This window comes from Pedobacter sp. KH_004 (genome assembly GCF_057840755.1).
The window spans coordinates 1,591,197-1,615,900 of record NZ_CM174519.1; the positions used below are offsets into that span (position 1 = coordinate 1,591,197).

The following is a 24,704-nucleotide window of genomic DNA, read 5'->3' on the forward strand; positions in this document are numbered from 1 at the left end:
AACGATCATGAAAGTCATTCTATCCCTTATTTGTTTCTTTACTGTTAACGTATGCTGTATGGCGCAACAGAAGCTCACCGCTTTTCAGTTGAGAGATGTGCGTTTACTAGAAAGTCCTTTTTTGGCTGCTCAGCAAACCGATCAAAATTATATGCTCTCGCTAAATGCCGATAAACTTTTAGCACCATACCATGTAGAGGCTGGCTTAACACCAAAATCAACTTCGTACGGTAACTGGGAAAATACGGGTTTAGATGGGCACATTGGTGGCCACTATGTTTCGGCACTCTCACTAATGTATGCCTCAACTGGCGATTTAAAAGTAAAGCAGCGGCTTGATTATATGATCGATGAGCTGGAGAAATGTCAAATTAAAAATGGTAATGGTTATCTTTCCGGGGTGCCTGACGGAAAGAAAATTTGGGAGCAGATCAAAGCAGGCAATATAAAATCATCAAGTTTCTCGCTAAATGATAGATGGGTTCCATTGTACAACATTCATAAAATTTACGCCGGCCTTTATGATGCTTATGCTATTGCTGGAAACATTAGGGCGAAAGGAATGCTCATTAAGCTCACCGATTGGTGCATTGATTTGGTGTCGTGTTTAACCGATGAGCAAATTCAAACTTTGTTAAAAAGTGAACACGGCGGCTTAAATGAGGTTTTTGCCAACGTATATTCAATTACTAAAGATAAAAAATATCTTAAATTAGCCAGGCAGTTTTCAGATCACTCTATTTTAAATCCGCTTGAAGACAATAAAGATTCTTTAAATGGTTTGCATGCCAATACTCAAATTCCGAAGGTAATTGGGTTTGAACAAATTGCCCTGGTAGCAGCCGATACGGAAATGGCAAACGCTGCAGATTTTTTTTGGAAAACAGTTGTAAACCACCGAACCACCTCCATTGGTGGAAACAGTGTGAGGGAACATTTTCATCCTTCAAACGATTTTTCTTCGATGCTTGAGTCGAGGGAAGGACCGGAAACTTGTAATTCTTACAATATGCTGAAGCTCACAAAGCAGCTGTTTCTTGCCAATCCATCAAACACTTATTTAGATTATTACGAACGAACGCTTTATAACCATATTCTTACTTCGCAACGTAGCAAAGGTGGATTTGTGTATTTTACCCCGATGCGTCCGGGGCATTATCGAACTTATTCAAATCCTCAGGAAAGTTTTTGGTGTTGTGTGGGATCAGGATTGGAAAATCATGGTAAATACGGCGAGTTGATTTATGCTCATGATGAAAAAAATCTATTTGTAAACCTCTTCATTCCATCGCAAGTTGATTGGAAAGAACGTGGGATAAAAGCTGTTCAAAGAACATCATTTCCAAACACCGATTTCACCACGCTTGAAATTTCGCTGACAAAAAAACAGCAATTCGCTGTGAACTTCCGCTATCCTTCTTGGGTTGAAAAAAATAAAATGCAGGTTTTTGTTAACGAAAAATCTGTTGAAGTGAAAGATTTAAAAAATGGTTATGTAAGTGTTAAGAGACTTTGGTCAACAGGCGATCGGATCAAGGTAGTTTTACCAATGCATACCACGACAGAATTTATGCCTGATGGATCTGACTGGGTTTCCTTTGTACATGGTCCGGTGGTATTGGCGGCAGCATTAGATACGCTGGACCAGTCGAATATCACTGCCGACGGAAGCAGAATGGGACATATTGCAACAGGCAAGCTTTTGCCAATAAACGAAGCGCCTTTGGTAACTGGAACTAAAAGCACCCTTGCCAGTCAGGTAAAACCTTTACCCAACGATGCATTGGAATTTAGTGCTGCAACATTGATTTATCAACCGAAATACAAAGATTTAAAGCTTGTTCCTTTTTATAATTTAGAGGAGAAAAGATACGTCATTTATTTCCCTTATGCTACGATAGAAGGTTTGCCAGAACGGGCGAAGGCTATTCAGCTTGCCGAAAAGGAGAAACAGGTGTTAGAATTGGCAACAATTGATCTTGTAAATACTGGTGAACAGCAACCCGAGACTGATCACGATTTTAAAGGTGAGAAAACGGAAAATGGAACTTTCAACGATCAACATTTTAGAAATGGATCTGGTTGGTTCAGTTATGTGTTGAAAAACAAAGCTTTACAAGCTCGAAAAGTGAGGCTATTATTATATGGAGCCGAAAAAAACCGAACTTTCGATGTGATTATTAATAGCAAACTTGTAACGCAAATCTCAATGGATGGAGGTATTGGGAATGTGTTTTTCTCGAAGGATATCTTAATACCAGAATCTCTAATGAATAAAGAAATCACCGTAAAATTTGAAGCTAGCAAAGGTTCCAGAATTGCCAATATTTACGAAGTAAGACTGATGCGATAAGATTTAAAGGTTAGCAAATCTTAGCAACCAATAGTTAGTTAACGAAGTTTATTTATCTGCTTCTTTCTCTTCCGCATCAGCGGAAGAAAAAGAAGCAGTTTTAGCAAAAATAGTTCAGGTACTGTAAGCGAAAGCTAGATAATAATCTTCACCACTAATCAAGGTGTTATTTTGCTTTTTTTACTCCTTCGCTGGTCATCACTATTCTTTTTATCGTTCCGTCGCTATTATAGTTTAAATAATCGATGCAAACAGATCTTCTGAAACTGCCGCCGTCAGTATTAATGGCGCCATTGTGGTAAATGAAATATGATTTTCCTTTGAAATCGATTATAGCCTGATGATTGGTATTCGAATTTCCAGCTATTTCATTTAAAATGCCTTTATATTCCCATGGTCCATTTACATTTTTGCTCATGGCGTAAACAATCTTTTCAGGGAAACCCGATGCATAAGAAAGATAATACCAGTTTTTGCGTTTGTGTATCCAAGGTGCCTCGGTAAATTCAGGAATGTCAATTTTTTGTATCGGACCGTCTAATTCGATCATGTTCTTTTTAAGCTTGGCATAATAGCATCTTTGGTTGCCCCAAAATAGATAAGCCTGTCCATCATGATCAATAATTACAGATGGATCAATGTCGTCCCAGCTGATTTTGACATCAGTAGTCATATCATTTGTGATCAGTGCTTTACCAATCGCATCCTTAAAAGGTCCCCTAGGACTGTCAGAAACCGCTACTCCGATAGATTTTCCATGTATAGTTCCGTGAGAAATAGCTACATACCAATAAAACTTTCCATCGCGTTCAATTACTTGTGAAGCCCAGGCATCGTTTTTTGCCCATGCAAAGTTTTTAACGTTTAGCGGTGAAGGATGTTCCTTCCAATTGATCATATCTGCTGAAGAATATACTAACCAATCATGCATTTCATAATTCTCCTTACCCTTCGGCGCTACATCATGTCCGGTGTATAAATAAACTGAATCGCCGTAAACATAGGCCGCAGGGTCTGCCGTATATTTATCCGTGATAATTGGATTGCCTTTGGCTACGATAATCTTCTCTTGCGCATTACTGCCAAATTGCATCGTTAAAAGCACTACTGTTGATAGGCCTAATCGTCTTAATATCATATTATTGCTTTAATAATTTTTTAAGTTCTTTTTCTTTTATGGTGAGGATGGTTCCGTGCCTCAAACCTTTCGGTAGTAAAGTTTTGAAAGAAACATCGGTCCAGTTTTTTAAATCTGATGATAAGATGGCGCCATATTGATGATCGCGATACTTATCAAAATAAATAAGCCATTCGCTGCCTACTTTGATTGCCGTTGGCCCTTCAGCCCAGTATTTTCCGGTTATAGCTTGACCAGCTTTTGAGTAAGGACCAGTCAAATTATCGGCAGTTGCAATTTTGATGTTTTTTTGAACGGGTTCGCGGGTTTCATCTTTTAAAAACATAATAAACTTTCCATTATCCTTTACAATGGTTGCATCGATTACGTTAAAACCTGGATCATAAAGAAGTTTTGTTTCCGAATAGGTTTTGAAATCTTTAGTGCTTACAAAATAAATTCTGTGATTATAACCATCTTCTAAGCTCGAAGCGGTTTCATTAAATTTTCCTGTTATAGTACTTGCCCAATAAATAATATAGGTTTTGGTAAGGCTATCATAGGTAATTTCAGGGGCCCAGGTATTTCTTGCGCCTTCCTGTTTAGCCATTACTGGCAAAAATTGTTGTTCGCTCCAATGGATTAAATCTTTTGAACTTGCATATCCAATTCCTTTATCTTTCCAGCTTACTGTCCAAACCATATGAAATAAACCGTCTGCGCCACGAATAACGCAGGGGTCTCTCATCAATTGATCTTTACTTACTGTTGGTTTCAAAAAAGAAGAATCATTTTTTAGGGCAGTCCATTGGTAAGCATCTTTACTGTAAGCCAAGTGCAGGCCATCTTTACCGTTATTTTTAAAATAGGCAAACAGATATACGGCTTTATTTGATTGTGCAAATAGGTTGGAGGCGCAACACATCATTGCTGCTAAAAGGATATATATCTTTTTCATTTTTATACTGTTTATTTCAGCTCAAGCACCACCACAGACTGAGCTGGAATATCTACTTTAAGTGCTTTACCTGATTTTTTTGCACCATTAAATTTTGCGTTGTGTATTTTATTTGGATCAGAAAACGTGTTGATATCCGTTACTTTTGCCGAAGTAAGAATCTGGCCAGTTACCGTTTTCCATTTGAAATCACCTAAATCTGTGTTGATAGAGATTTTATTTTTCGGGTCGAGATTTACCAGCGAAACGTGAATGGCTCCGGTTGAATCCTGCGAAGCTGAAACATTCAATGCTGCAATTTTTTGATCACCCATTGTATAATCCGGACTTGTAAAATTTATCGGAAGATACTTGGCATCCATGTGTACTTTGAATAAATCGAAAACATGATAGGTAGGAGTGAGCAGCATTTTATCTTTTTCTGTTAAAATCATGGCCTGCAAAACATTTACGGTTTGCGCCAGGTTTGCCATTCGCACCCTATCAGAATGATTGTTAAAGATATTCAAGGTTGTGCCGGCAATTAGCGCATCGCGTAAGCTATTCTGCTGATAAAGAAAGCCCGGATTTGTTCCCGGTTCTACGTCAGTCCAAATTCCCCACTCATCAACAATTAAAGCAACTTTTTTCTTGGGGTCGTATTTGTCCATAATTGCCGAATGTTTAGCTACAATTTCTTCCATACGAATACAATTTTTCATCGTATTGAAGTATTGTGCTTCATCGAATTTTGTTGCCGAGCCTTTTACGCCCCAGTTCCCTGTCGGTAGGGTATAATAATGGAGTGTTAAGCCCCACATTCTATTTGGGCCAATGTTTTTCATGCAGGTTTCCGTCCAACGGTAATCTTCTGCATTAGCACCACTGGCAATTCTTTTCAACGGAGCACCAGGATAATCACGGGCATAAGTAGCATATCGGCGGTATAAATCGCTGTAGTAATCAGCCGTCATGTTGCCGCCACAGCCCCAGCTTTCGTTTCCTACACCCCAAAATGAAACTTTCCAGGGTTTATCCATTCCGTTTTGCTTCCTGATTGCCGTCATTGGGCTCACGCCGTCGAAATTGAGATATTCCACCCATTTGGCCATTTCCTCAACCGTTCCACTGCCCACATTTCCTGCAATGTAGGGCTCGCAGTTTAGCATTTGGCAGAGCTCCAAAAATTCATGTGTGCCAAAACTGTTGTCTTCGGTTACGCCGCCCCAGTTGGTGTTAATCATTTTCGGGCGCTCATTTCGTGGTCCAATACCATCTCTCCAGTGGTATTCATCGGCAAAACAACCACCTGGCCAACGTAAATTAGGTACATTTATTTTTTTCAAAGCCGCTACCACATCCAATCTTATTCTGCCCTTATTTGGGATAGGAGAGTTTTCATCTACCCAAAAACCATCGTAGATACATCTTCCTAAATGTTCTGAGAAATGACCATAAATGTGTTTACTAACAATTTGATCGCCCGCAGGCTTAACGGATAATAACGTTTCGCTTTGCGCATTTGCAAAATAGCTAATGCAAAGCATTGCGAAAGAGAACATTAATTTCTTCATGGTTTGGCGTATGAGATGAATGGAATTTTAATAACGTTGAATGAATATGGCTTTAGCGAGGTGCTCAGCTTCTTGTCTTTTATACTGATAGCAGCTGCCTTCGGAGTCACGGCAACCGGGTTCTCGAAAGAATTTAGTTGACTTAACTGCTCACTTGCCAATTCCTCAATTGTCCCCTTGGTTTTCAATTTAGTTTTTCCTTCCAGATCAAAAATTATGCTTTGGCTTTCTTTGGTGTTATTTGCAATCTTAATGATCAGTTCTTTTTTTGTTTTGTCGATTACGGATGAAGCAAAAAGACCATTTTGTCCGATGATGTTCTTGTCATCAAGTGTGATGGAAACTACATCGGTGCCTTTGTTGGTAGAAAACAGTTTCTGAACATAATAATCTGGCGTACCGTAGGAATTTAGATTATCAACCCAGATCATATCTGGCGCCCATTGCCAGCCATCGATATGGGCAAAAAGCGGTGCGTACGATGCCATTTGAACTACATCGGCATTGCGCTCTAATCCCGTCATTAATGAAGCCGATGCCAGTGCGCTTTCCCAGTTGTTCCTATTGCTGCCAATTACGTTTTTATCGGCATGAACAGCATATTCCCCGACAAAAATTTTGGTGTCATTTCTAGGATAATTATCGTAACGGCCAGCGTTTTTCAAAAACCAATCTGCCGGGCGATAATAATGTTCATCAATAAAATCGGCTTTATTTTCACGCAGTGAGGTATTCAATAGATTGAAACGATCGCCATCAGGATCGGTTCCGGAGCTATTAATCAATTTAAAATCGGGATATTTTGCTTTGATCGCTTTTGTAAAAATCGCCAGGCGCTCTAGATATTGCGGTCCCCAGTTTTCGTTGCCGACCCCCATCATTTTTAGGTTAAATGGTTTTGGATGACCAAGCTCGGCTCGCTTTTTTCCCCAGGTGGTACTCACATCACCATTTGCAAACTCAATTAAATCGAGCGCATCCTGAACATAAGGTTGTAATTCATCTAAAGCCGCTACCTCGCCGGTATTAAACTGGCAGGCCATTCCGCAATTAAGAATCGGCAAAGCATCCGATCCAATATCTTCTGCCAGCTGGAAATATTCAAAAAAGCCCAGACCAAAAGTTTGATAGTAATCTGGGGCAGGGCGATGGGCAAATTCGGTATTCCAACGGTTGATCAGCAGTTTCCGCTCCTCAATAGGGCCAATGGTATTTTTCCATTGATAGCGGTTTGCCAAATCAGTTCCTTCCACAATACATCCACCCGGAAACCGGATAAATCCTGGTTTCATATCCGCCAGCAACTGAACCATGTCTGCCCTCAATCCTTGTTTGCGATTCTTCCAGGTATCACCAGGAAATAGCGAAATCATATCTAAATCGATATTTCCTTTCCCTTGAAAGATAATGCCGAATTTTGCTTTTGGGTTGGTTTCAGTAGCTACGAAACTTACCGATTGCTTTTTCCAGTCGCTACCGGTGCTTTCAGGAATGAAACTGCCCTGACCAATAATTTTTCTGTTTTCATCCTTCAAAATCAACACCATTTTCACTCCTGGTTGCAACTGACGGTACATCGCTGAAAAATCGTATCGCATCCCTTTTTTAACTCCTATGCCTTTGAAGCCTTCATTAATCAATTCGAAATCATCAGTTAATTTTTTAATCTGGAGGTAGCGGGGATTCGCTTCATTGGTTTCTTTGCGGTTCACAACCAACACTTCACCTTCTCTCGGCTTATTTCTGTAAATCGACCAGCCCATTAAAGGTTTAGCAAATTCGAAAGATCTGTTTTTAATGAGTTCCGCGTAAATTCCGCCATCGGCACCAAAATTAATATCCTCGAAAAATACACCCCACATATTGGGTTGAACCTTTGCAATGGGTTGATCTAACTTAACTTTGACGATTTTTGGCTGCTGTGCATTTAACGGAATCACAAAGAAAGCAGTTAAGCATGTAATTAAAACACTTTTTACAGGTGCAATGAGTTTCATTATATAATATTTGGTCAGTACTAATTGTAAATGTAAAGTTTTTAAAATAATAAACGTTAATTGTACGATTATTTTTTTGCGAATGTTATTCTACAATATTGCCATCTAGGTTTTGCATGGTTGGTCCTTGTTTCTATCATTAAAAAGATGTTTCCATTAAATTTGGTAACATTAATATCTCAATTATAATTTCATCTCGCTTTAAAGGGTTCAGATCGTTACTGTAGCATGTTAACATCTAATTACAGGATACCACAGGATGCCAGTTTATGATTTAGTCTTTAAATTGTCGACTTAAAGAGCGTTTTAATTTAATTTGGAGACGTTTTTCTAACCAATATCTTTTTTATGAGACTCCCTTGTATCAGTCTTTTGTTAATGATGATCTGTTTCTGTGCGATTTCTTACGGACAGCGGCAATCTTTAGGCAGCACATTAATGTTTAAAAGTTCAGCAAAAAATGGCGATGAAGCTTTGTCAATTGGAAAGGGACAACTACCAAAATATACCGTTACCTCTAATACAATTAAACCTTTAGCGCATGTTAGCCTCCAAGCTGAAAGCATAAGGCGAACAACGCAGGGCAAATTGTACTATAATACACTGAATTTGATTGTTGGTAAAATTAATTTCGAAATTGATTCTATTTAAGCGCTTATGAAAATCAAACATCTCATTGTTCTTGTCGTAGTGAGTTGCTATTCCTGCTTGGGTATGGCACAGCAAAAATCAGCAAAGCCGCTTCCCGATGCTAAAACAATGAAGTTATTTTTTGAAAAGGTCTATCTGCAAACAGACAGGAACTATTTCAGCACTGGTGAGGATGTTTGGTTTAGCGCCTATTTGGTGAACGGAAAAAGCACAAGTCTTACATCGAGTAGTGCGAACTTATATGTAGAACTCGTTTCTCCCCAATCGGCGATATTAGATAAAAAAACGATTTTATTAAGCAAAGGGTTAGGGAATGGAGATTTCAAATTACCAGATTCCATCGCTACAGGCTGGTATAACATACGTGCTTACACCAACTGGATGCGGAATTTTGGCGATGAATTCGTATTCCAGAAAAGTATCTATATCACCAACAACTTGAAAGAAAATGCCACTTATGCTACGCGAAATGCAAACAAAAAACCTGTTGGCATTGCCGAAAGTGGGAACAAAAAAACAATTACATTTTTTCCTGAAGGAGGGGCACTCGTTGAGGGGGTAAACAGTTTGGTGGCTTTTAAAACGAACGATGATTTAGGCAATGGTCTCAAAGCTTCAGGTAGTATTGTGTCTAACAAAGGCGATACAGTAGCAAGTTTTCAAAGCACTGCCGTGGGAATGGGATTATTTACTTTCACGCCCAAAATAAATGAAACCTATCGAGCGGTAGGGGTTTTTGGCAATGAGAAATTTTCGACGCCACTTCCAGAGATACTTAAAAAAGGTTTGTCGTTACATTTAACTGCCGATTCGCTTTACTTAAAAGCATCTATTACCGCCAATGAGATGATGTTTAGTGAAATTGCTGGAAAGACTTTATCAGTGGTGATTAAACACGCGGGAGACAAGATTTACACAGGAGCAGTTAAAATGGCAAAGCAAGGTATTTCAGTTTCTATTCCGACCAAGGGTCTTCCAGGCGGTATTGCTGTAATTACTTTAGTTGATGACTTAGGAAAACCACACTGTGAGCGTTTGATTTTTATCGCCGACGAAAAGAAAATCTCCTATACCCTTAAACCCAACAAAACGGCTTATCAAGCTCGGGAAAAAGTAGTTCTTAATGTAAAAGCTACTGATGTTTTTGGTATGCCGGTAAAAACTCATTTTTCACTGGCCGCTGTTGATGGTTTGATTCCAGATGATGGCAGTGATATACGGACTTACTTGTTGCTTCAATCAGAAATTAAAGGCGAGATTAAAAATCCGGACCAATATTTTGATGTTAAAAATCCTTCACGGTTAAAGCAGTTGGATTTGCTTTTGCTAACACAGGGTTGGAGAGCGTATTTATGGCGAAAATTTGCCGATACAACTATGTCTGTAAGTTATTTGCCTGAACCTGCACTATCAATAAAAGGCTTTGTAAGAGAAAAAGTGGGTAATAAACCGCTCCCAAATATGAACATCACATTATTTGGATCTGGCTTTACTGGCGACAAGTTATTTACCACCACAACAGATCAAAATGGAAATTATTTTATTGATGGACTAAAGTGGTATGGCGATCAGCCTATAAAAATTTCTTCGCAAGATGCCAAAGGCAAGAAGGGCGGATGGCTTGAAATTGATTCGGCAACCAAACCCATATCCATCACTTTTAAAAGAGGATTACAAGATTTTGCTAAAAATATCGACGCAGAAATCAGTAAACGCATGGATTATAATAAAATTTATAAGTTCGGCGATTCAATTACGTTAAATGATATTCAAATTAAGGCAGATCCAAATAAGAAGAAAGTTGTGCTCTTTAATGAAACTGTAATGACGTTTGGCTATCCTGAGCAGGTTTTCAATATCACTCCTGCCGATTACGCTTTTAACGGGCTCGAGCATTTCTTGCTCACCAAAGTAAGTGGAGCTTACCCTCGCGAAGATGTAGATTCAGTAGGATCAGAGGGGATTGCATTTATTTCAAATGGCAAAAAAATCACGCCAATCATAAGAGTCAATAATCGTGAAGAGTTGGTAGGCGAAAGGCGGGACTATTATAGTTTGAGGATGGATAAAATTAATCAGGTTAAAGTGCAGCACCTGATTAATAATTCGGGTACCGATGTTTATGTGATCAGTCTTAACTTAAAACAGGATGCGCTCGGTGCAACAAATCTTCATTTACTAAACCTCGACTTAACCGGATATTATAATGCAAGAACATTTTACTCTCCCAATTATAGCAATCCTGCAAATAAAAATAAAGATTTGAGGACAACCATTTTTTGGACACCAAAAGTAGAAACCAATGCCAAAGGAGAAGCAAACGTAGTTTTCTACAATGGCGATAATAAAGGAACGGTTGTAATTAAGACAGATGGAATCACAGAAAAAGGATCGGCAGTTACTGCAAAAAGTACATATGTTGTTCAATAAAACAAAAACCAAAAGAAGACAATTTGATGAAAGATAAACCAGTCGTTTTGAAATTCGGCTTTCTGCTGCTGATGATCATTTCATCATTGTATGTTTCTGCCCAGCGCCAAATGGAAAACCTGGGTAGAGGAGTGGTTGCCGTTCGCCAGGGTGCTGATTCTGTATTTATCAGCTGGAGGATTTTAGGGACTGAACCTGATGACATCACTTTTAATATTTATCGAAAAACGGCCAATACAATAGCTAAAAAGTTGAATCAAACCCCGCTATCCAAAGGAACAAATTTTGTTGACGTTGCGATAAATCCTGATTTGGATAATAGTTATTTTGTAAAGGCGATAATAAAAAATCAGGAGCAAGATGCGAGCAAACCCTTCTTATTGAAGGCTAAAAGCGCTGTAAATCAATATCTGACTATTCCATTAAAAACTCCAGCCGGATATACACCAAATGATGCATCGGTAGGTGATCTCGATGGCGATGGGGAATATGATATCGTTTTGCACCAAACGGGTAGAAGTCGTGATAATTCATCAAATGGAATAACGGATCCACCAATTTTTCAGGCTTACAAAATTGATGGTAATTTTTTGTGGGAGATTAATTTGGGCAAGAACATCAGAGAAGGTGCTCATTATACACAGTTTATGGTTTACGATTTAGATGGAGACGGAATTGCCGAATTCGCCTGTAAAACTGCTGATGGTACTATTGATGGCATAGGGAAAGTAATAGGCGATTCAACAAAAGATTATCGCAATCGCAATGGCCGGATTTTAGAAGGCCCAGAATTTTTTACCATTTTTAGCGGCAAAACAGGCGAAGCTTTGGCCACTACAGATTACATTCCTGCGAGAGGCGACATTAGCGCTTGGGGTGGAAAAGGTGGTAATGGCAAAAATGATAATTCAGGAAATCGGGTTGATCGTTTTACAGCATGTATCGTCTACCTTGATGGCATCCACCCGAGTGTTGTGATGGCCAGAGGTTATTACGGTAGAACCGTTTTAGCAGCCTGGGATTGGCGAGGGGGCAAGCTTTCCTCCAGATGGGTTTTTGACTCAAAGGATCGAAAAAATCCCTTTTCAGGAATGGGAAACCATAATTTAAGCGTAGCCGATGTAGATGGGGATGGAAAGGATGAAATTATTTTCGGGTCGATGTGTGTGGACGATAATGGAAAAGGTTTATACACAACTGGTTTACGCCATGGCGATGCGTTGCATGTTTCCGATCTTGATCCCGAAAGACCCGGACTAGAAGTTTTTGGTGTTCACGAAATTGAAGAAGGAACAAAAGGGCCTGGAGTGGCGGTTTATGACGCAAAAACCGGTGAGATATTGTGGCATGGATCCGAAGATGAAGACGTGGGCAGAGGTGTTGCAGATAACATAGACAATACCCGGGTTGGTGCGCAAATGTGGTGGTCGGGTTCCAACGGTTTATTCGATATTAAGGGCAATAGAATTGGAGCGCAGCCAAGATCTACCAACTTTTTGATTTACTGGGATGGAGATCTTTCCAGAGAACTTTTAGATGGCAATCATATCGATAAATACAATGGCGGAAGACTTTTGACCGCTGATGGTGCTATTGCGAATAACTGGACAAAGTCCACACCAACATTAAGTGCAGACCTTTTTGGCGATTGGCGTGAAGAGCTTATTCTTCGGTCGTATGACAATCAAAGTCTCCGAATTTACACCACGACTATTCCAACAGAGCATAGAAATTACACCTTGATGCATGATCCACAATATCGCCTGAGCATTGCATGGCAAAATGTTGGCTACAACCAGCCGCCGCATACTGGTTTTTATTTTGGTTATGGAATGAAAAAGGCACCGAAACCAAATATTATACTTGTTAAGTCTTTTAAATAATCCCTTCAAATGATTAAATCTTTTAAAATTATCTTGTTTTGCACTTTGCTATTGTTACAAAATGCTGTTTTTGCGCAATTGGCCAAGCCAGTGCGAGTGATCAATAATTTTGATAACGATTGGTCTTTTATTCAGGAAGATGCTAATGGCGCTGAGAAAACTAACTTCGATAGCTCCAAGTGGAGGAAATTAAATGTACCTCATGATTGGAGCATTGAAGGCGCTTATGATAAGACAAACTTGACTGCTAGAGGTGGTGGATATCTTCCTTCGGGAATAGGTTGGTACCGTAAAACTTTTAATCTTGATGATAGTTTTTCGGGTAAGAAAATTAGCATTGAATTTGATGGAATAATGGCCAATAGCGATGTTTGGATCAACGGTTTTCATTTAGGGAAACGCCCATACGGATACATTAGTTTTAATTACGATTTGAGCAAACACCTCAATTTTGGAAAAGGAAAAACCAACGTAATAGCAGTAAAGGCTGATAATACGGTTCAGCCTGCATCCCGCTATTACACTGGTGCTGGCATTTACAGGCATGTTCGTTTGGTAGCTACAGATTTGATCCACATTGATAACTGGGGTGTTTTTATTACCACTCCTGATGCTTCAGCTCAGAAAGCAATGGTAAAAATTCAAACTTCAGTTTCTAATGAATCTGCTAAGGCTGCTCAAATTACCGTAGAAACTTCTGTGTTGGATGCTAATGATAAAGTGATTAAAACAGTTCAGAATAAACAAACCATCGCGGCCAATAAATCCATTAAGCTCGATCAGTCTGTGGAGATAGGCAACCCAAAACTTTGGAGTGTAGAAACACCGAGCTTGTATAAAACACTTACAAAAGTTAGTGTTAGTGGTAAGATCATCGATGATCAGATTAATCAATTCGGCATCAGAACTTTTAAGTTTGATGCAGCTACTGGCTTTTGGCTAAACGGCAAAAATTTCAAATTAAAAGGTGCTTGTTTGCATCATGATGGCGGTGCTGTGGGTGCTGCGGTTCCTTTAAGCGTATGGGAATTTCGTTTAAAAAAACTTCAGGAAGTTGGTGTTAACGCCATTCGAACGGCTCATAATCCGGTGGCTCCGGAGTTTTTGGATTTGTGTGACCAGATGGGGTTTTTAGTAATGGATGAAACTTTTGATACCTGGACATCAGCCAAAAACAATGGCGAAAAGGGTTACAATCGCTTTTGGACAGAATGGTGGGAACAAGATACTAGAGATATGGTGTTGAGAGATCGCAATCATCCTTCCATAGTGATTTATAGTGTGGGTAATGAAATCCATGATAATTTAGATAATCCCGAAGGATTTAAAAAATATAAAGATCAGCAAGATTTGGTTCACCAGTTAGACCCGACTAGGCCAGTTACCATGGCGCTTTTCCGACCTGCAAATTCAAAAGTTTATACCAATGGTTTTGCTGAAACGATGGATGTTGTTGGTCAAAATTACAGAGAAAATGAATTAGTGGCCTTGCACAACCAAAAACCTAATTTAAAAGTTATTGGGACAGAAAATACACATGTAATTCAACAATATTTAGCCCTTCGGGATAATCCATTTATGGCAGGCCAATTTTTATGGACAGGTTTTGATTATTTGGGAGAAGCCGATTGGCCACAAATTACAAATGGACAAGGATTATTTGATCGCATTGGAAGCTGGAAACAGCAAAGTTTGCAACGCCAAAGCTGGTGGTCTGAAAAACCAACCGTTCACATAGTTAGGAAAGAGGATAATGCAGGCGCTGGCGATTGGATCGGCAATTGGACACCAACAGATTTTGATACTTATGATGATGCAAAAGTTGCCATTTATAGCAATTGCGATGAGGTTGAGTTGTTTTTGAATGGGAAATCGCTTGGTATCAAACCTAAGCCTACTGATGATTCTCCACGATTATTTGATGTTACTTTTGAAAAGGGAACGATAAAAGCTGTGGGCAGAAATAAAAGTAAAGAGGTTGTTTCCGAAGAATTGAAAACCGCTGGCCCACCTGCTAAAATTGTGCTTTCAGTTGATAAAGCTAAAATCAAAAATACTTGGGATGAGGTAGCTTTTGTAACCGCAAAAGTTTATGACGAAAAGGGAAATATTTGTCCGAATGCCGATAACCTTATTAAGTTTACAATTTCAGGAGCAGGTGTTATTGATGCAGTTGACAATGGAAATATTGCAAGCCATGAAATGTATAAGTCACAACAAAGACACGCTTATCATGGAGTAGTAATGGCAAACATCAAAGGAAATGCAATTGGGAATATCGATGTAAAAGCTACTTCAGATGGATTAGAAGGTGGCGCTATAAAGTTAGAGGTGAAGTAAATAAAGTAAGAAATTGAATCAACATTCAGGATCTAATTATAATCATCAGCATAAAATATTAAAATGAAATCAACATCCATAAAACTGTTAACAGCTGCAGCATTACTTATTGTTGCATCAGCATTTGTTAAGCCAGAAAAACCAGCACTTCATACCATTGGCGATTCTACCGTACGTAACTCAAATAAAGAAACCTGGGGTTGGGGCACACCAATTGCCGCACTTTTTGATACCACCAAAATTCATGTAGAAAATAATGCCATGGCTGGCAGAAGTACCAGAACTTTTCTTTCGGAAGGAAGATGGGATAAAGTTTTGGAAACGTTAAAGCCTGGTGATTTTGTAACGATGCAGTTTGGGCATAACGATGGTAGCGAACCCGACACTACAAAAGCAGGCAGAAGGGGTGTTTTGAAAGGAACTGGCGAAGAAACAAAGGTGTTAACCTGGCCTGATGGAAAGGTGGAAACTGTACATACTTATGGTTGGTATATTCGCAAGTTCGTTCGCGAAACGAAGGCCAAAGGCGCCACGCCAATTGTGGTTTCTATGATTCCCAGAAATCAATTTAAAGATGGGAAAGTGCTCCGGGCTGATCAAAGCTTTGGAAAATGGGCCTCAGAAGTAGCCCAGCAAGAGCAAGCTTATTTTGTCGATCTCAACAAAATTACTGGCGATAAATATGACAAAATGGGACCTGAAAAAGTTAAAGCCTTTTTTCCCGGCGACCATACACATACCAATTTGGAAGGTGCTAAACTAAATGCACAATCGGTAGTAGAAGGAATTAAGAAATTGAAGGGCTGTAAACTGAAAAATTATTTATTGTAAATGAGCTTGGCTGTATCATCAGTTACGATTGTCATGCTGAGGGGTAATTCATTTCATGAAAATCAATATAAATGATGTTAAGAACGGTCGTCATTGCGAGGCACGAAGCAATCTCCTTTAATAAAATAATGCAAAAAATGAAATTGTGCCAAAGGCATTCCTCCGGAGCTTCTCCCGATGAAAAATCGATTTCGCCTGCCTGCCGCAGGCAGGCAATGACGGAAAGTTTAAAACGTCAATTGTAGCTTGTCGAAGGACCATCAAATTAATCACGATCTTTTGCAAAACACGACCTAACAAAAAATAGAAGTCTTAAAATTTTCACCATTATCCTTTTAAAATAAACTCTTATGAAATCGAAACAAACATATCTCACCCTTATCTTGACGAGTGCTTTTCTCGTCTTTTCTTCTTGCATGATCTTAAGACAAAAACAGAAACCAACCTTATTTTTAATTGGAGATTCTACTGTAAAAAACGGAAAGGGTAAAGGCGATGGCGCTTTGTGGGGATGGGGAAGTTTTATTGAAAATTTTTTCAATACCGAAAAAATTAATATTGAAAATGATGCCTTAGGCGGAACAAGCAGCAGGACATTTCAAACCAATGGTTTATGGGATGCCGTTTTAGCCAAGGTAAAAAAAGGGGATTTTGTGATGATGCAGTTTGGGCACAACGACAGCAGTCCGCTTGATGATACTGCCCGAGCCCGTGGTACTATAAAAGGTATCGGCATGGAAAGCAAAGATACTTTCAACCCCATCAAAAAGAAACAGGAAATTGTTTATACCTATGGCTGGTATATGCGGAAGTTTATAAACGATATCAAGGCTAAAGGCGCAACGCCAATTGTTTGCTCCTCGATTCCAAGAAATCCGGTTAAAGATGGTAGGGTAGTTTTAGTTAATGATAGTTATGCCGGATGGGCGCAAGAAGTTGCAAAGGCAGAAAACGTAGATTTTATTCCCTTAAACCAGTTGATTAAAGATAAGTATTCGGTTTTATCAGCAGATCAAATTAAAAGCTATTTCACTGAAAAGGACCACACACACACCAATGAAGATGGCGCCAAAGTAAACGCTGCACTAGTTGTGGAGGGCTTGAAAACATTGAAAAAAAATAAGCTGAAAGCTTACTTGAAGTAGAGAGGATGATTCTTATGTCTAATTGATCGTCTCGAACGCTGTTTTTCACAGCGGAGCGATCTCTTTATACAAAAACTGATTAATAAGATCTCGAACAATGCAATTTTTACTTTGAACACAGTTCAAAATCACTACGAATAAATACGGTTTAACAGGACACTACAGGTTGCCCATATCTATATTTAATGCTATTATAGTGCCCTTAACCAAATATATAGAATGCTTTAGCATTCATTTCAGATAAAATTATGCAGATAAAAGTATTGTCGTTTGCAAAATATGTAGCACTGGCTATATGTTTCCTAACCGTTTTTTCAACGAGCAGCTTCGGTCAAACCATTTCTGTTTCAGGGAAGTGGAGGTTTAAAATTGATGCTGGTGACGAAGGCGTGAATGCTAAATGGTACAATACCAAATTGCCTGAAACCATCAACTTGCCTGGCTCTATGGCAGAAAATTTAAAGGGCGACGATATTACGCTTAAAACAAAATGGACGGGAAGTATTTACGATAGTTCTTATTTTTATCATCCACGTTTGGAAAAATATCGCAAACCAGGAAACCTTAAAATTCCCTTCTGGTTAACCCCTGCAAAACATTATACAGGTGCCGCATGGTATCAGAAAGATGTAGAAATTCCGGAAAACTGGAAAGGGCAGCGGGTGGTTCTATCTCTCGAATATCCCCACTCAGAAACACGTGTTTGGATTGATGATGTGGAAATTGGCACGCAATACACCTTTGTGGTGGCACAAAATTTTGAGTTGCCAGCAAATTTAAAACCTGGAAAACACACCATTACATTGTTGATAGACAATCGGATTAAAGCCATTAATGTCGGTCAGGATTCTCACAGTTTAACCGATCATACGCAGGGAAACTGGAATGGTGTAGTGGGCAAAATGTTTTTACAGGCTGGTTCTCCTGTATATTTTGAAGATGTTCAAATTTATCCAGACTTAAAGAAAAAATCTGCAAAAGTAAAAATTGAGCTAAAGGCAGGTTCCAACATTTCTTCCAGCGGGAAAGTTACCTTATCTGCAAAAAGCTTCAACTCCAAAAATATCATTACTGTAAAGCCGATTACGGTTCCGTATCAAATTAAAAAGGGAGTGGGTACTTTAGAAATCGATTTTCCAATGGGCGATAACATTGCCACTTGGGATGAATTTGATCCCACTTTATATCGCTTAACAGCTTCTCTAACTGCTAACGATGGTAAAAAGGACACTAAACAAGTGCAGTTTGGCATGCGTGAGTTTAAGGCTGTTGGCAGAAGTTTCGAAATTAATGGTCGCCCGGTATTCTTACGTGGAACAGCTAATAATTGCGAATTTCCATTAACCGGTTATCCATCTATGGATGTTGCTGCCTGGGAACGAATTTTCAAAATATCTAAAGCAAATGGATTAAACCACATGCGTTTCCACTCCTGGTGCCCACCTGAAGCGGCTTTTATTGCCGCCGATTTAATTGGATTTTATTTGCAACCTGAAGGACCAAGTTGGGCCAACCATGGTACATCAATAGGAGAAGGGAAGCCAATTGATCAATTCATCTATGATGAAACAAATCGGATGACTAAAAACTACGGCAACTATGCCTCGTTTTGTATGATGGCTTACGGCAACGAGCCACGGGGCAGACAGGTAGAATTTTTAACAAAGTTTAATAATTATTGGAAAGCAAAAGATTCGAGAAGATTGTACACAGGAGCATCAGTAGGAGGCAGTTGGCCGGTAATTCCAAATAATGAATACATGGTTCGTGCTGGTGCCCGGGGCTTAGATTGGGGTAAGAAACCGGAGAGCATTTCTACTTACGCCAAGCAAATTGAACAATTTACAGTTCCATTTGTAGCCCACGAAATGGGCCAATATTGTGCATTTCCAAATTTTGCGGAGATGAAAAAATATACCGGTGTTTACAAGCCGAAAAACTTCGAGATGTTTCAGGAAGATTTAGCCGATCATGATATGGCCGACCAGGCCAAAGATTTTTTAATGGCTTCGGGAAAGTTACAAGCCCTTTGTTATAAAAATGAAATCGAGAAAGCTTTAAGAACCCCAAATTACAATGGTTATCAATTACTTTCTTTAAATGATTATCCTGGCCAGGGAACAGCTTTGGTTGGTGTTCTGGATGCTTTTTGGGATGAAAAAGGATACATCACCGCTAAAGAATTCAGACGTTTTTCGAACAGCACAGTTCCATTGCTTAACGTTCCCAAATTTGTTTACACCAACAACGAAACGCTAACTGCGGCTGTTCAGGTTGCTCACTTTGGCAAAGCGCCATTAAAAGATGCCAAGGTTTTATGGACTATAAAAGATGCTTCGGGAGTAACATTGGCTCAAGGCGCTTTTAGTCCGCAAACATTACCTGTTGCAAATGGAATTAGAATTGGCGATATCAAATTTGATTTGAAAACTATCCAAAAAGCCACCAAGTTAAATGTAGAGGTAAGCATTGAAGGTACCGAGTTTGCCAATGATTGGAGTTTTTGGGTTTATCCGGCAGAACTTCCAAAATTTAAAACCAGTTTTTATTATACAGACAAATTAGATGAGCAGGCAAAAAAGATATTGGATGAAGGCGGAAATGTATTCTTAAACGCGGCAGGCAAAGTAATCAAGGGTAAGGAAGTGGTTCAAACATTTTTGCCTGTTTTCTGGAATACATCTTGGTTCAAAATGCGTCCGCCGCATACATTAGGGATTCTTTGCGATCCGGCAAACCCAGCCTTTGAAAACTTCCCGACTGAAAGCTACAGCAATATGCAATGGTGGGAAATTGTAAATAAAGCGCAGGTAATGAATTTGGAAGATTTCCCTAAAGGATTTAAGCCGATCGTTCAACCGATTGATACCTGGTTTCTCAATCGTAAATTGGCTTTAGTTTTAGAGGCAAAAGTGGGTAAAGGCAAATTGATTATTTCAAGTGCCAATCTCAGTCCCGATTTGAAAGATTCGCCTGCGGCCGAGCAACTTTATTTTAGCTTGCAGCGATACATGATGTCTGAAAACTTTAAGCCTAAATATGAAGTAGCCTATAATACTGTAAAAGATATTTTCGAAAGTCCATCTAAAATTCAGTTCGATACTTTTACAAAAGATAGTCCTGACGAGTTAAAACCTAAACCAAATTCAAATTAGAAAACCTGTTGTCATAGCGCCTAAGGCGGCAATCTGAAAGCACCAACGTTGAAGAGATTGTTCCCGATATAAACCTTATGACAACCATAAATTAATAATATGAAGAAATTCACATTCCTGTTCTCCCTCATCATTGGCTTATCAGCACAGCTAGTTTTTGCGCAGAAAATTCCAAATAAAAAAGCGGTTTTAAAGGCCATGCAATTAACCAATACCTATTTCATGAACAAATGGCCCGATGCTGGTAAATCTATCATCACCAACAAAGAGCGGCCAAGTAACCTTTGGACAAGGGCGGTTTATTATGAAGGATTAATGGCCTTGTATGAAGTTAATCGTGAACAGAAATATTATGACTACGCCGTTCAATGGGGCGAAAAACATCATTGGGGATTAAGAGATGGCGTGAAAACCCGAGATGCAGACAATCATGCTTGTGGTCAGACTTATATTGACCTTTATAACATCGACAAAAAGCCAGAGCGTATAAAAGATATAAAGGCATCGATTGATATGGTGGTTAAATCTGGTAAAGTAGACGATTGGACCTGGATAGATGCTTTGCAAATGGGAATGCCTGTTTTTGCAAAGTTAGGGAATCTGTACAACGATAACAGCTATTACGATTACATGTATAAAATGTATTTGCACAGCAAAAATGTGCAGGGTGGCGGTTTATACAACCCAAAGGATGGCCTTTGGTGGCGAGATAAAGACTTCGTTCCGCCTTATAAAGAGCCAAATGGCGAAGATTGTTATTGGTCGCGGGGAAATGGATGGGTAATTGCAGCACTGGTGAGGGTATTGGATATTATGCCAAAAGATGCCGCTGGTTATGATGAATATTTGAAAACCTACCATGAAATGATTAAAGCTTTGGTTCCATTACAACGCACAGACGGATTTTGGAATGTAAGTTTACATGATCCGAATCATTTTGGGGGCAAGGAAACTTCAGGAACTGCCTTATTTATCTATGGGATGGCTTGGGGTGTTAACAAAGGTATTTTAGATCAGAAAACTTATTTGCCAATTATCAATAAGGCCTGGAATGGCATGGCAAAATACGCGGTTCAAAAAGATGGCTTCCTGGGGTATACACAGGGTACAGGCAAAGAGCCAAAAGATGGACAGCCAGTAACCTATATCAGCAATCCAGATTTTGAGGATTATGGATTAGGCTGCTTTTTACTGGCCGGTACCGAGATTTATAAATTGAAAAAATAGCAATACTCCATCACAAACACTATGTTGAAAAAATATCTGGCTTTTGCTTTTCTGTTGATCTCGTTTACAGCTTCCAGTCAAACCATTGGAAACTATAAATCGGGCTTTAAAAAAGATGGTAATGCAATTTCATTCCTAACCACAAACGGCGAGGTGAAGCTTGATTTTTGTACCCCGGAAATGTTCCGAATCAGATCAAGCTGGAACGGAAAATACGAGGCAAATGAAAATTTAATGGTCATTAAATATAGCTGGCCGAATGTTACTGCTAAAGTAGAAGAAAAGAAAGATCAGTTTACCATCTCCACAGCCAAACTTTCAATTAAAATTTATAAAACTCCATTTAAAATCGATGTTTTTGATTTGCAAGGAAAACTTTTAAGTGCTGAAAATAATGGGTCGATTGCTAAGTCTGCTTCAAAAGTTGGCGTAACCAAGAAGCTTCAGTCTGATGAGCATTTTTTCGGCTTTGGCGAAAGGATGGATTTTATGGATCGCCGGTTTAAAAAAGTTACTTTAAATGTTGGTCGTGGTAAAGGTTTGCCCCATGCCATTGGCGCCTATAATATTTTAGAGGCAAACTATTGTCCTGTTCCGTTTTTTATGAGCACAAAAGGTTATGGCATTTTCTTCCACAATTCTTTTGCCACGGAGTGGGATATGGGCTCATCAAACAAAGATCAATACAGCTTCAAAGCGGCCGATGGAGAACTGGATTACTATTTTATTTACGGACCCACTTTTCCAGAGATATTAAATTCTTATACATCCATCACTGGAAAATCGCCCATGTTACCGCAGTTTGCACTCGGTTTGCATGCCGGTACCTACAGCGGCGGAACTTGGGGACATGAAGATAAAACTTCAGATCAATACGTGGTTGAATTGGCCAGAAAATATAGAGCATTAGGGATTCCTGTTGATTTGCTTTGGCTTGATTCTACCTGGAGATTGTTTGGCGAAAAGGGTGGGAAAGGGGCTACCTCTTTCGAATGGAGGGAAACTTTCAAAAATCCAAAGGGAATGTTTGACAGTATTTATGCCATGAACTACAAAATGGTGGGATTACACCTTCGTCCGCGGTTTGATAATGCAAAGAAATTAAATCTATTGGATCAAGCACAAGCTAAAGGCTTTACCTATCCTGAAAATGGAAAACCAGGAGAATTCGTTAACTTTTTCGATGACAAAGCGACCCAATGGTGGTGGGATAACGGGGTGATGCGGGTTGCAAAATTAGGGGCGAAATTTCTTAAAACCGATGAAGGAAGTGCTTTTGGTGCACTGGCAAATGAGAGTGAAAAAGTTGGGCCAACAGGTAAAGAAGCAGAAAGACTACATAATTTATTTCCCGTAGCCTATGCCAAAGCACCTTTTTTAGAATTTGAAAAGCTTAATGGTTTTCGTGGATTGAATCAAACTCGTGAGGGTTATTCAGGTATCCAACGTTATCCTTATATTTTCGCTGGCGACTGGCCTAGTGAATGGCAGTATTTTGCACCCGTAATAAAGGCAGGCTTAAATGTTGGACTTTCAGGTGTGGGTTCATGGGCGCATTGTATGGGCGGTTTCGAACATCAGGCAGATCCTGAGTTATACATTCGTTGGGTTCAGTTTGGGATGTTTAGTCCGATTGCACTTGTATTTGGGATGGACCATCCCGGTTATAAAGAGCCCTGGAATTATGGAGAGCAGGCGTTACAGAATTTTAAAAAATATGATCTGCTACGTTACCGTTTGTTTCCATATCTATACAGCAGTATGCATCAACAATATGCAACAGGTTTGCCAATGATGCGGGCTCTGGTTTTGAACCATCAGGATGATGAAAATGTTTACGAAATTGGCGATCAATATATGTTTGGCGACAACTTTATGGTTGCCCCGGTAACTACCAAAGGTGCTATTACGCGGTCTATTTATTTACCCGAAGGCACCTGGTTTAATTATTATAATGGAGAAAAGTTTGCCGGCAAAAGTTACCATCATGTAGTTGCTCCGTTAGATACAATCCCACTTTTTGTAAAGGCTGGAAGCATTATTCCAATGCAACCAGAAATGATTTACGCTGGAGAAAAGCCTGTTGATGTGATCACACTGGATGTTTTTCCTTACGGAGATTCAAAATATGATTTTTACGAAGATGATAACTTAACTTCAAAGTATAAAGAAGGTGATTTTTCGATTACTAAAATCACATCTTCTTTAAAGGATAATCGTTTAATTATAAACATTTCAAAACCTGAAGGAAAGTATAACCCGAGTCGTCATTTTTATTTAGCAAAGATTCACTGGAATGGTAGAACAGCTCCACAATCAGTTTCCGAAAATGGGAATAGGGTGGCAAAGCTAAAATCCGTCGACTCGTTGGATAAAGCTGCTGGTTGGTACTACGATACTAAAGCAGATCTTGTTTGGATAAAATCTACTGGCAATAATGACAGGGATATTAGTTTGAAAGTAAATTAATGTAGGGATGAAAGGTAAGGACGCTTTGTATCTACCATTGATGTTTTTATTTTCGTCATTGCCTGCCTGCGGCAGGCAGGCGATCCCGATTCTTTATCGGAGAAGCTCCAGAGGAATGCCTTTGGCACAATCTCATTCGTAAAAGAGAAGATTGTAACAGTCAAGAAATACTCGCTCGCAACGACGACCGCCCTTAAAACGTCGCTCATATCGATTTTATGAAGTAGATTAACTTCTGGATGATAGTGTTGGGTTTGTTATCCTAAAACATAGAAATAAAAAAAGATGAAAATTGCATTTAAAATGAAACTTAAGCCTGGATTTAAGGATGAATATAAAACCCGTCATGATGCAATTTGGCCCGAGTTGGCTGAATGGCTCAGAGAAAACGGGATTAGTGATTATTCTATTTTTTTAGATGAAGAAACCGATACCTTATTTGCCGTACAACAACAAAATGGAAATTCATCACAAGATTTAGGCAGTACAGCAATAGTCAAGAAATGGTGGGCATACATGGCCGATATCATGGAAACGAATGCAGACCAATCTCCCATATCAATTCCATTAGAACAGGTATTCCATTTAGATTAAA

General features: G+C 39.2%; 14 protein-coding genes. 10 read left to right on the plus strand and 4 right to left on the minus strand.

The window, feature by feature from the left end; genetic code table 11:
• The first annotated feature begins 7 nt into the window (after positions 1-7).
• Positions 8-2,353, plus strand: coding sequence for a beta-L-arabinofuranosidase domain-containing protein (locus tag AC3ITD_RS06765; RefSeq protein WP_489365170.1), 2,346 nt, complete (start codon positions 8-10; stop codon positions 2,351-2,353).
• 166 nt (positions 2,354-2,519) lie between these two features.
• Here the strand turns inward: AC3ITD_RS06765 and AC3ITD_RS06770 are convergent, their stop codons facing one another.
• From AC3ITD_RS06770 to AC3ITD_RS06785, 4 genes are read right to left on the minus strand one after another with little or no spacing between them, the layout of a single operon-like run.
• Entirely contained in the window at positions 2,520-3,491 is a 972-nt protein-coding gene (locus AC3ITD_RS06770) for a glycoside hydrolase family 43 protein (protein WP_489365172.1), read from the minus strand.
• A 1-nt stretch (position 3,492) separates the two neighbouring features.
• Positions 3,493-4,428, minus strand: coding sequence for a glycoside hydrolase family 43 protein (locus tag AC3ITD_RS06775; protein WP_489365174.1), 936 nt, complete (start codon positions 4,426-4,428; stop codon positions 3,493-3,495).
• A gap of 11 nt (positions 4,429-4,439) precedes the next feature.
• A complete protein-coding gene (locus tag AC3ITD_RS06780) occupies positions 4,440-5,981 on the minus strand; it encodes an alpha-N-arabinofuranosidase (RefSeq protein ID WP_489365176.1) in 1,542 nt (513 codons plus the stop codon).
• A complete protein-coding gene (locus AC3ITD_RS06785) occupies positions 5,978-7,978 on the minus strand; it encodes an alpha-L-arabinofuranosidase C-terminal domain-containing protein (RefSeq protein ID WP_489365178.1) in 2,001 nt (666 codons plus the stop codon). The genes AC3ITD_RS06780 and AC3ITD_RS06785 overlap by 4 nt, the downstream gene beginning before the upstream one ends.
• A 657-nt stretch (positions 7,979-8,635) precedes the next feature.
• Here AC3ITD_RS06785 and AC3ITD_RS06790 point away from each other — a divergent pair.
• The 9 genes from AC3ITD_RS06790 to rhaM all read left to right on the plus strand — a co-directional run bounded on the left by AC3ITD_RS06790 (position 8,636) and on the right by rhaM (position 24,703).
• Complete coding sequence (locus AC3ITD_RS06790; protein WP_489365180.1) at positions 8,636-11,059, plus strand: MG2 domain-containing protein; 2,424 nt, start codon at positions 8,636-8,638, stop codon at positions 11,057-11,059.
• Positions 11,060-11,085: 26 nt separating this feature from the next.
• The gene (locus tag AC3ITD_RS06795) at positions 11,086-12,942 is read left to right on the plus strand and encodes a rhamnogalacturonan lyase (RefSeq protein WP_489365182.1); all 1,857 of its coding nucleotides are present in this window, start codon (positions 11,086-11,088) and stop codon (positions 12,940-12,942) included.
• 9 nt (positions 12,943-12,951) lie between these two features.
• Positions 12,952-15,282, plus strand: a complete 2,331-nt coding sequence (locus AC3ITD_RS06800; protein ID WP_489365184.1) for a glycoside hydrolase family 2 TIM barrel-domain containing protein — start codon at positions 12,952-12,954, stop codon at positions 15,280-15,282.
• Between the two features lie 63 nt (positions 15,283-15,345).
• Positions 15,346-16,113 (plus strand): rhamnogalacturonan acetylesterase, encoded by a 768-nt coding sequence (locus AC3ITD_RS06805; RefSeq protein WP_489365186.1) that lies wholly within the window; start codon positions 15,346-15,348, stop codon positions 16,111-16,113.
• A gap of 350 nt (positions 16,114-16,463) precedes the next feature.
• Positions 16,464-17,258 carry a rhamnogalacturonan acetylesterase gene (locus tag AC3ITD_RS06810; RefSeq protein WP_489365188.1) on the plus strand — a complete coding sequence of 265 codons (795 nt, stop codon included), beginning with the start codon at positions 16,464-16,466 and terminating at the stop codon, positions 17,256-17,258.
• 248 nt (positions 17,259-17,506) lie between these two features.
• Entirely contained in the window at positions 17,507-20,413 is a 2,907-nt protein-coding gene (locus AC3ITD_RS06815; protein WP_489365190.1) for an exo-beta-1,4-galactosidase, read from the plus strand.
• A 99-nt stretch (positions 20,414-20,512) separates the two neighbouring features.
• Positions 20,513-21,640 (plus strand): glycoside hydrolase family 88/105 protein, encoded by a 1,128-nt coding sequence (locus AC3ITD_RS06820; protein ID WP_489365192.1) that lies wholly within the window; start codon positions 20,513-20,515, stop codon positions 21,638-21,640.
• A gap of 21 nt (positions 21,641-21,661) precedes the next feature.
• Positions 21,662-24,109, plus strand: coding sequence for a glycoside hydrolase family 31 protein (locus AC3ITD_RS06825; protein WP_489365194.1), 2,448 nt, complete (start codon positions 21,662-21,664; stop codon positions 24,107-24,109).
• Between the two features lie 285 nt (positions 24,110-24,394).
• Positions 24,395-24,703, plus strand: a complete 309-nt coding sequence (gene rhaM / locus AC3ITD_RS06830; RefSeq protein ID WP_489365196.1) for an L-rhamnose mutarotase — start codon at positions 24,395-24,397, stop codon at positions 24,701-24,703.
• Position 24,704: the final 1 nt, after the last annotated feature.

Bases quoted from the DNA above. Each gene is read 5' to 3' on its own strand.
- AC3ITD_RS06820 (WP_489365192.1), top strand. From the start codon at position 20,513: ATGAAGAAATTCACATTCCTGTTCTCCCTCATCATTGGCTTATCAGCA.
- AC3ITD_RS06775 (WP_489365174.1), bottom strand. From the start codon at position 4,428: ATGAAAAAGATATATATCCTTTTAGCAGCAATGATGTGTTGCGCCTCC.
- AC3ITD_RS06805 (WP_489365186.1), top strand. From the start codon at position 15,346: ATGAAATCAACATCCATAAAACTGTTAACAGCTGCAGCATTACTTATT.
- rhaM (WP_489365196.1), top strand. From the start codon at position 24,395: ATGAAAATTGCATTTAAAATGAAACTTAAGCCTGGATTTAAGGATGAA.
- AC3ITD_RS06800 (WP_489365184.1), top strand. From the start codon at position 12,952: ATGATTAAATCTTTTAAAATTATCTTGTTTTGCACTTTGCTATTGTTA.
- AC3ITD_RS06765 (WP_489365170.1), top strand. From the start codon at position 8: ATGAAAGTCATTCTATCCCTTATTTGTTTCTTTACTGTTAACGTATGC.
- AC3ITD_RS06780 (WP_489365176.1), bottom strand. From the start codon at position 5,981: ATGAAGAAATTAATGTTCTCTTTCGCAATGCTTTGCATTAGCTATTTT.
- AC3ITD_RS06770 (WP_489365172.1), bottom strand. From the start codon at position 3,491: ATGATATTAAGACGATTAGGCCTATCAACAGTAGTGCTTTTAACGATG.
- AC3ITD_RS06815 (WP_489365190.1), top strand. From the start codon at position 17,507: ATGCAGATAAAAGTATTGTCGTTTGCAAAATATGTAGCACTGGCTATA.
- AC3ITD_RS06825 (WP_489365194.1), top strand. From the start codon at position 21,662: ATGTTGAAAAAATATCTGGCTTTTGCTTTTCTGTTGATCTCGTTTACA.
- AC3ITD_RS06790 (WP_489365180.1), top strand. From the start codon at position 8,636: ATGAAAATCAAACATCTCATTGTTCTTGTCGTAGTGAGTTGCTATTCC.
- AC3ITD_RS06810 (WP_489365188.1), top strand. From the start codon at position 16,464: ATGAAATCGAAACAAACATATCTCACCCTTATCTTGACGAGTGCTTTT.
- AC3ITD_RS06795 (WP_489365182.1), top strand. From the start codon at position 11,086: ATGAAAGATAAACCAGTCGTTTTGAAATTCGGCTTTCTGCTGCTGATG.
- AC3ITD_RS06785 (WP_489365178.1), bottom strand. From the start codon at position 7,978: ATGAAACTCATTGCACCTGTAAAAAGTGTTTTAATTACATGCTTAACT.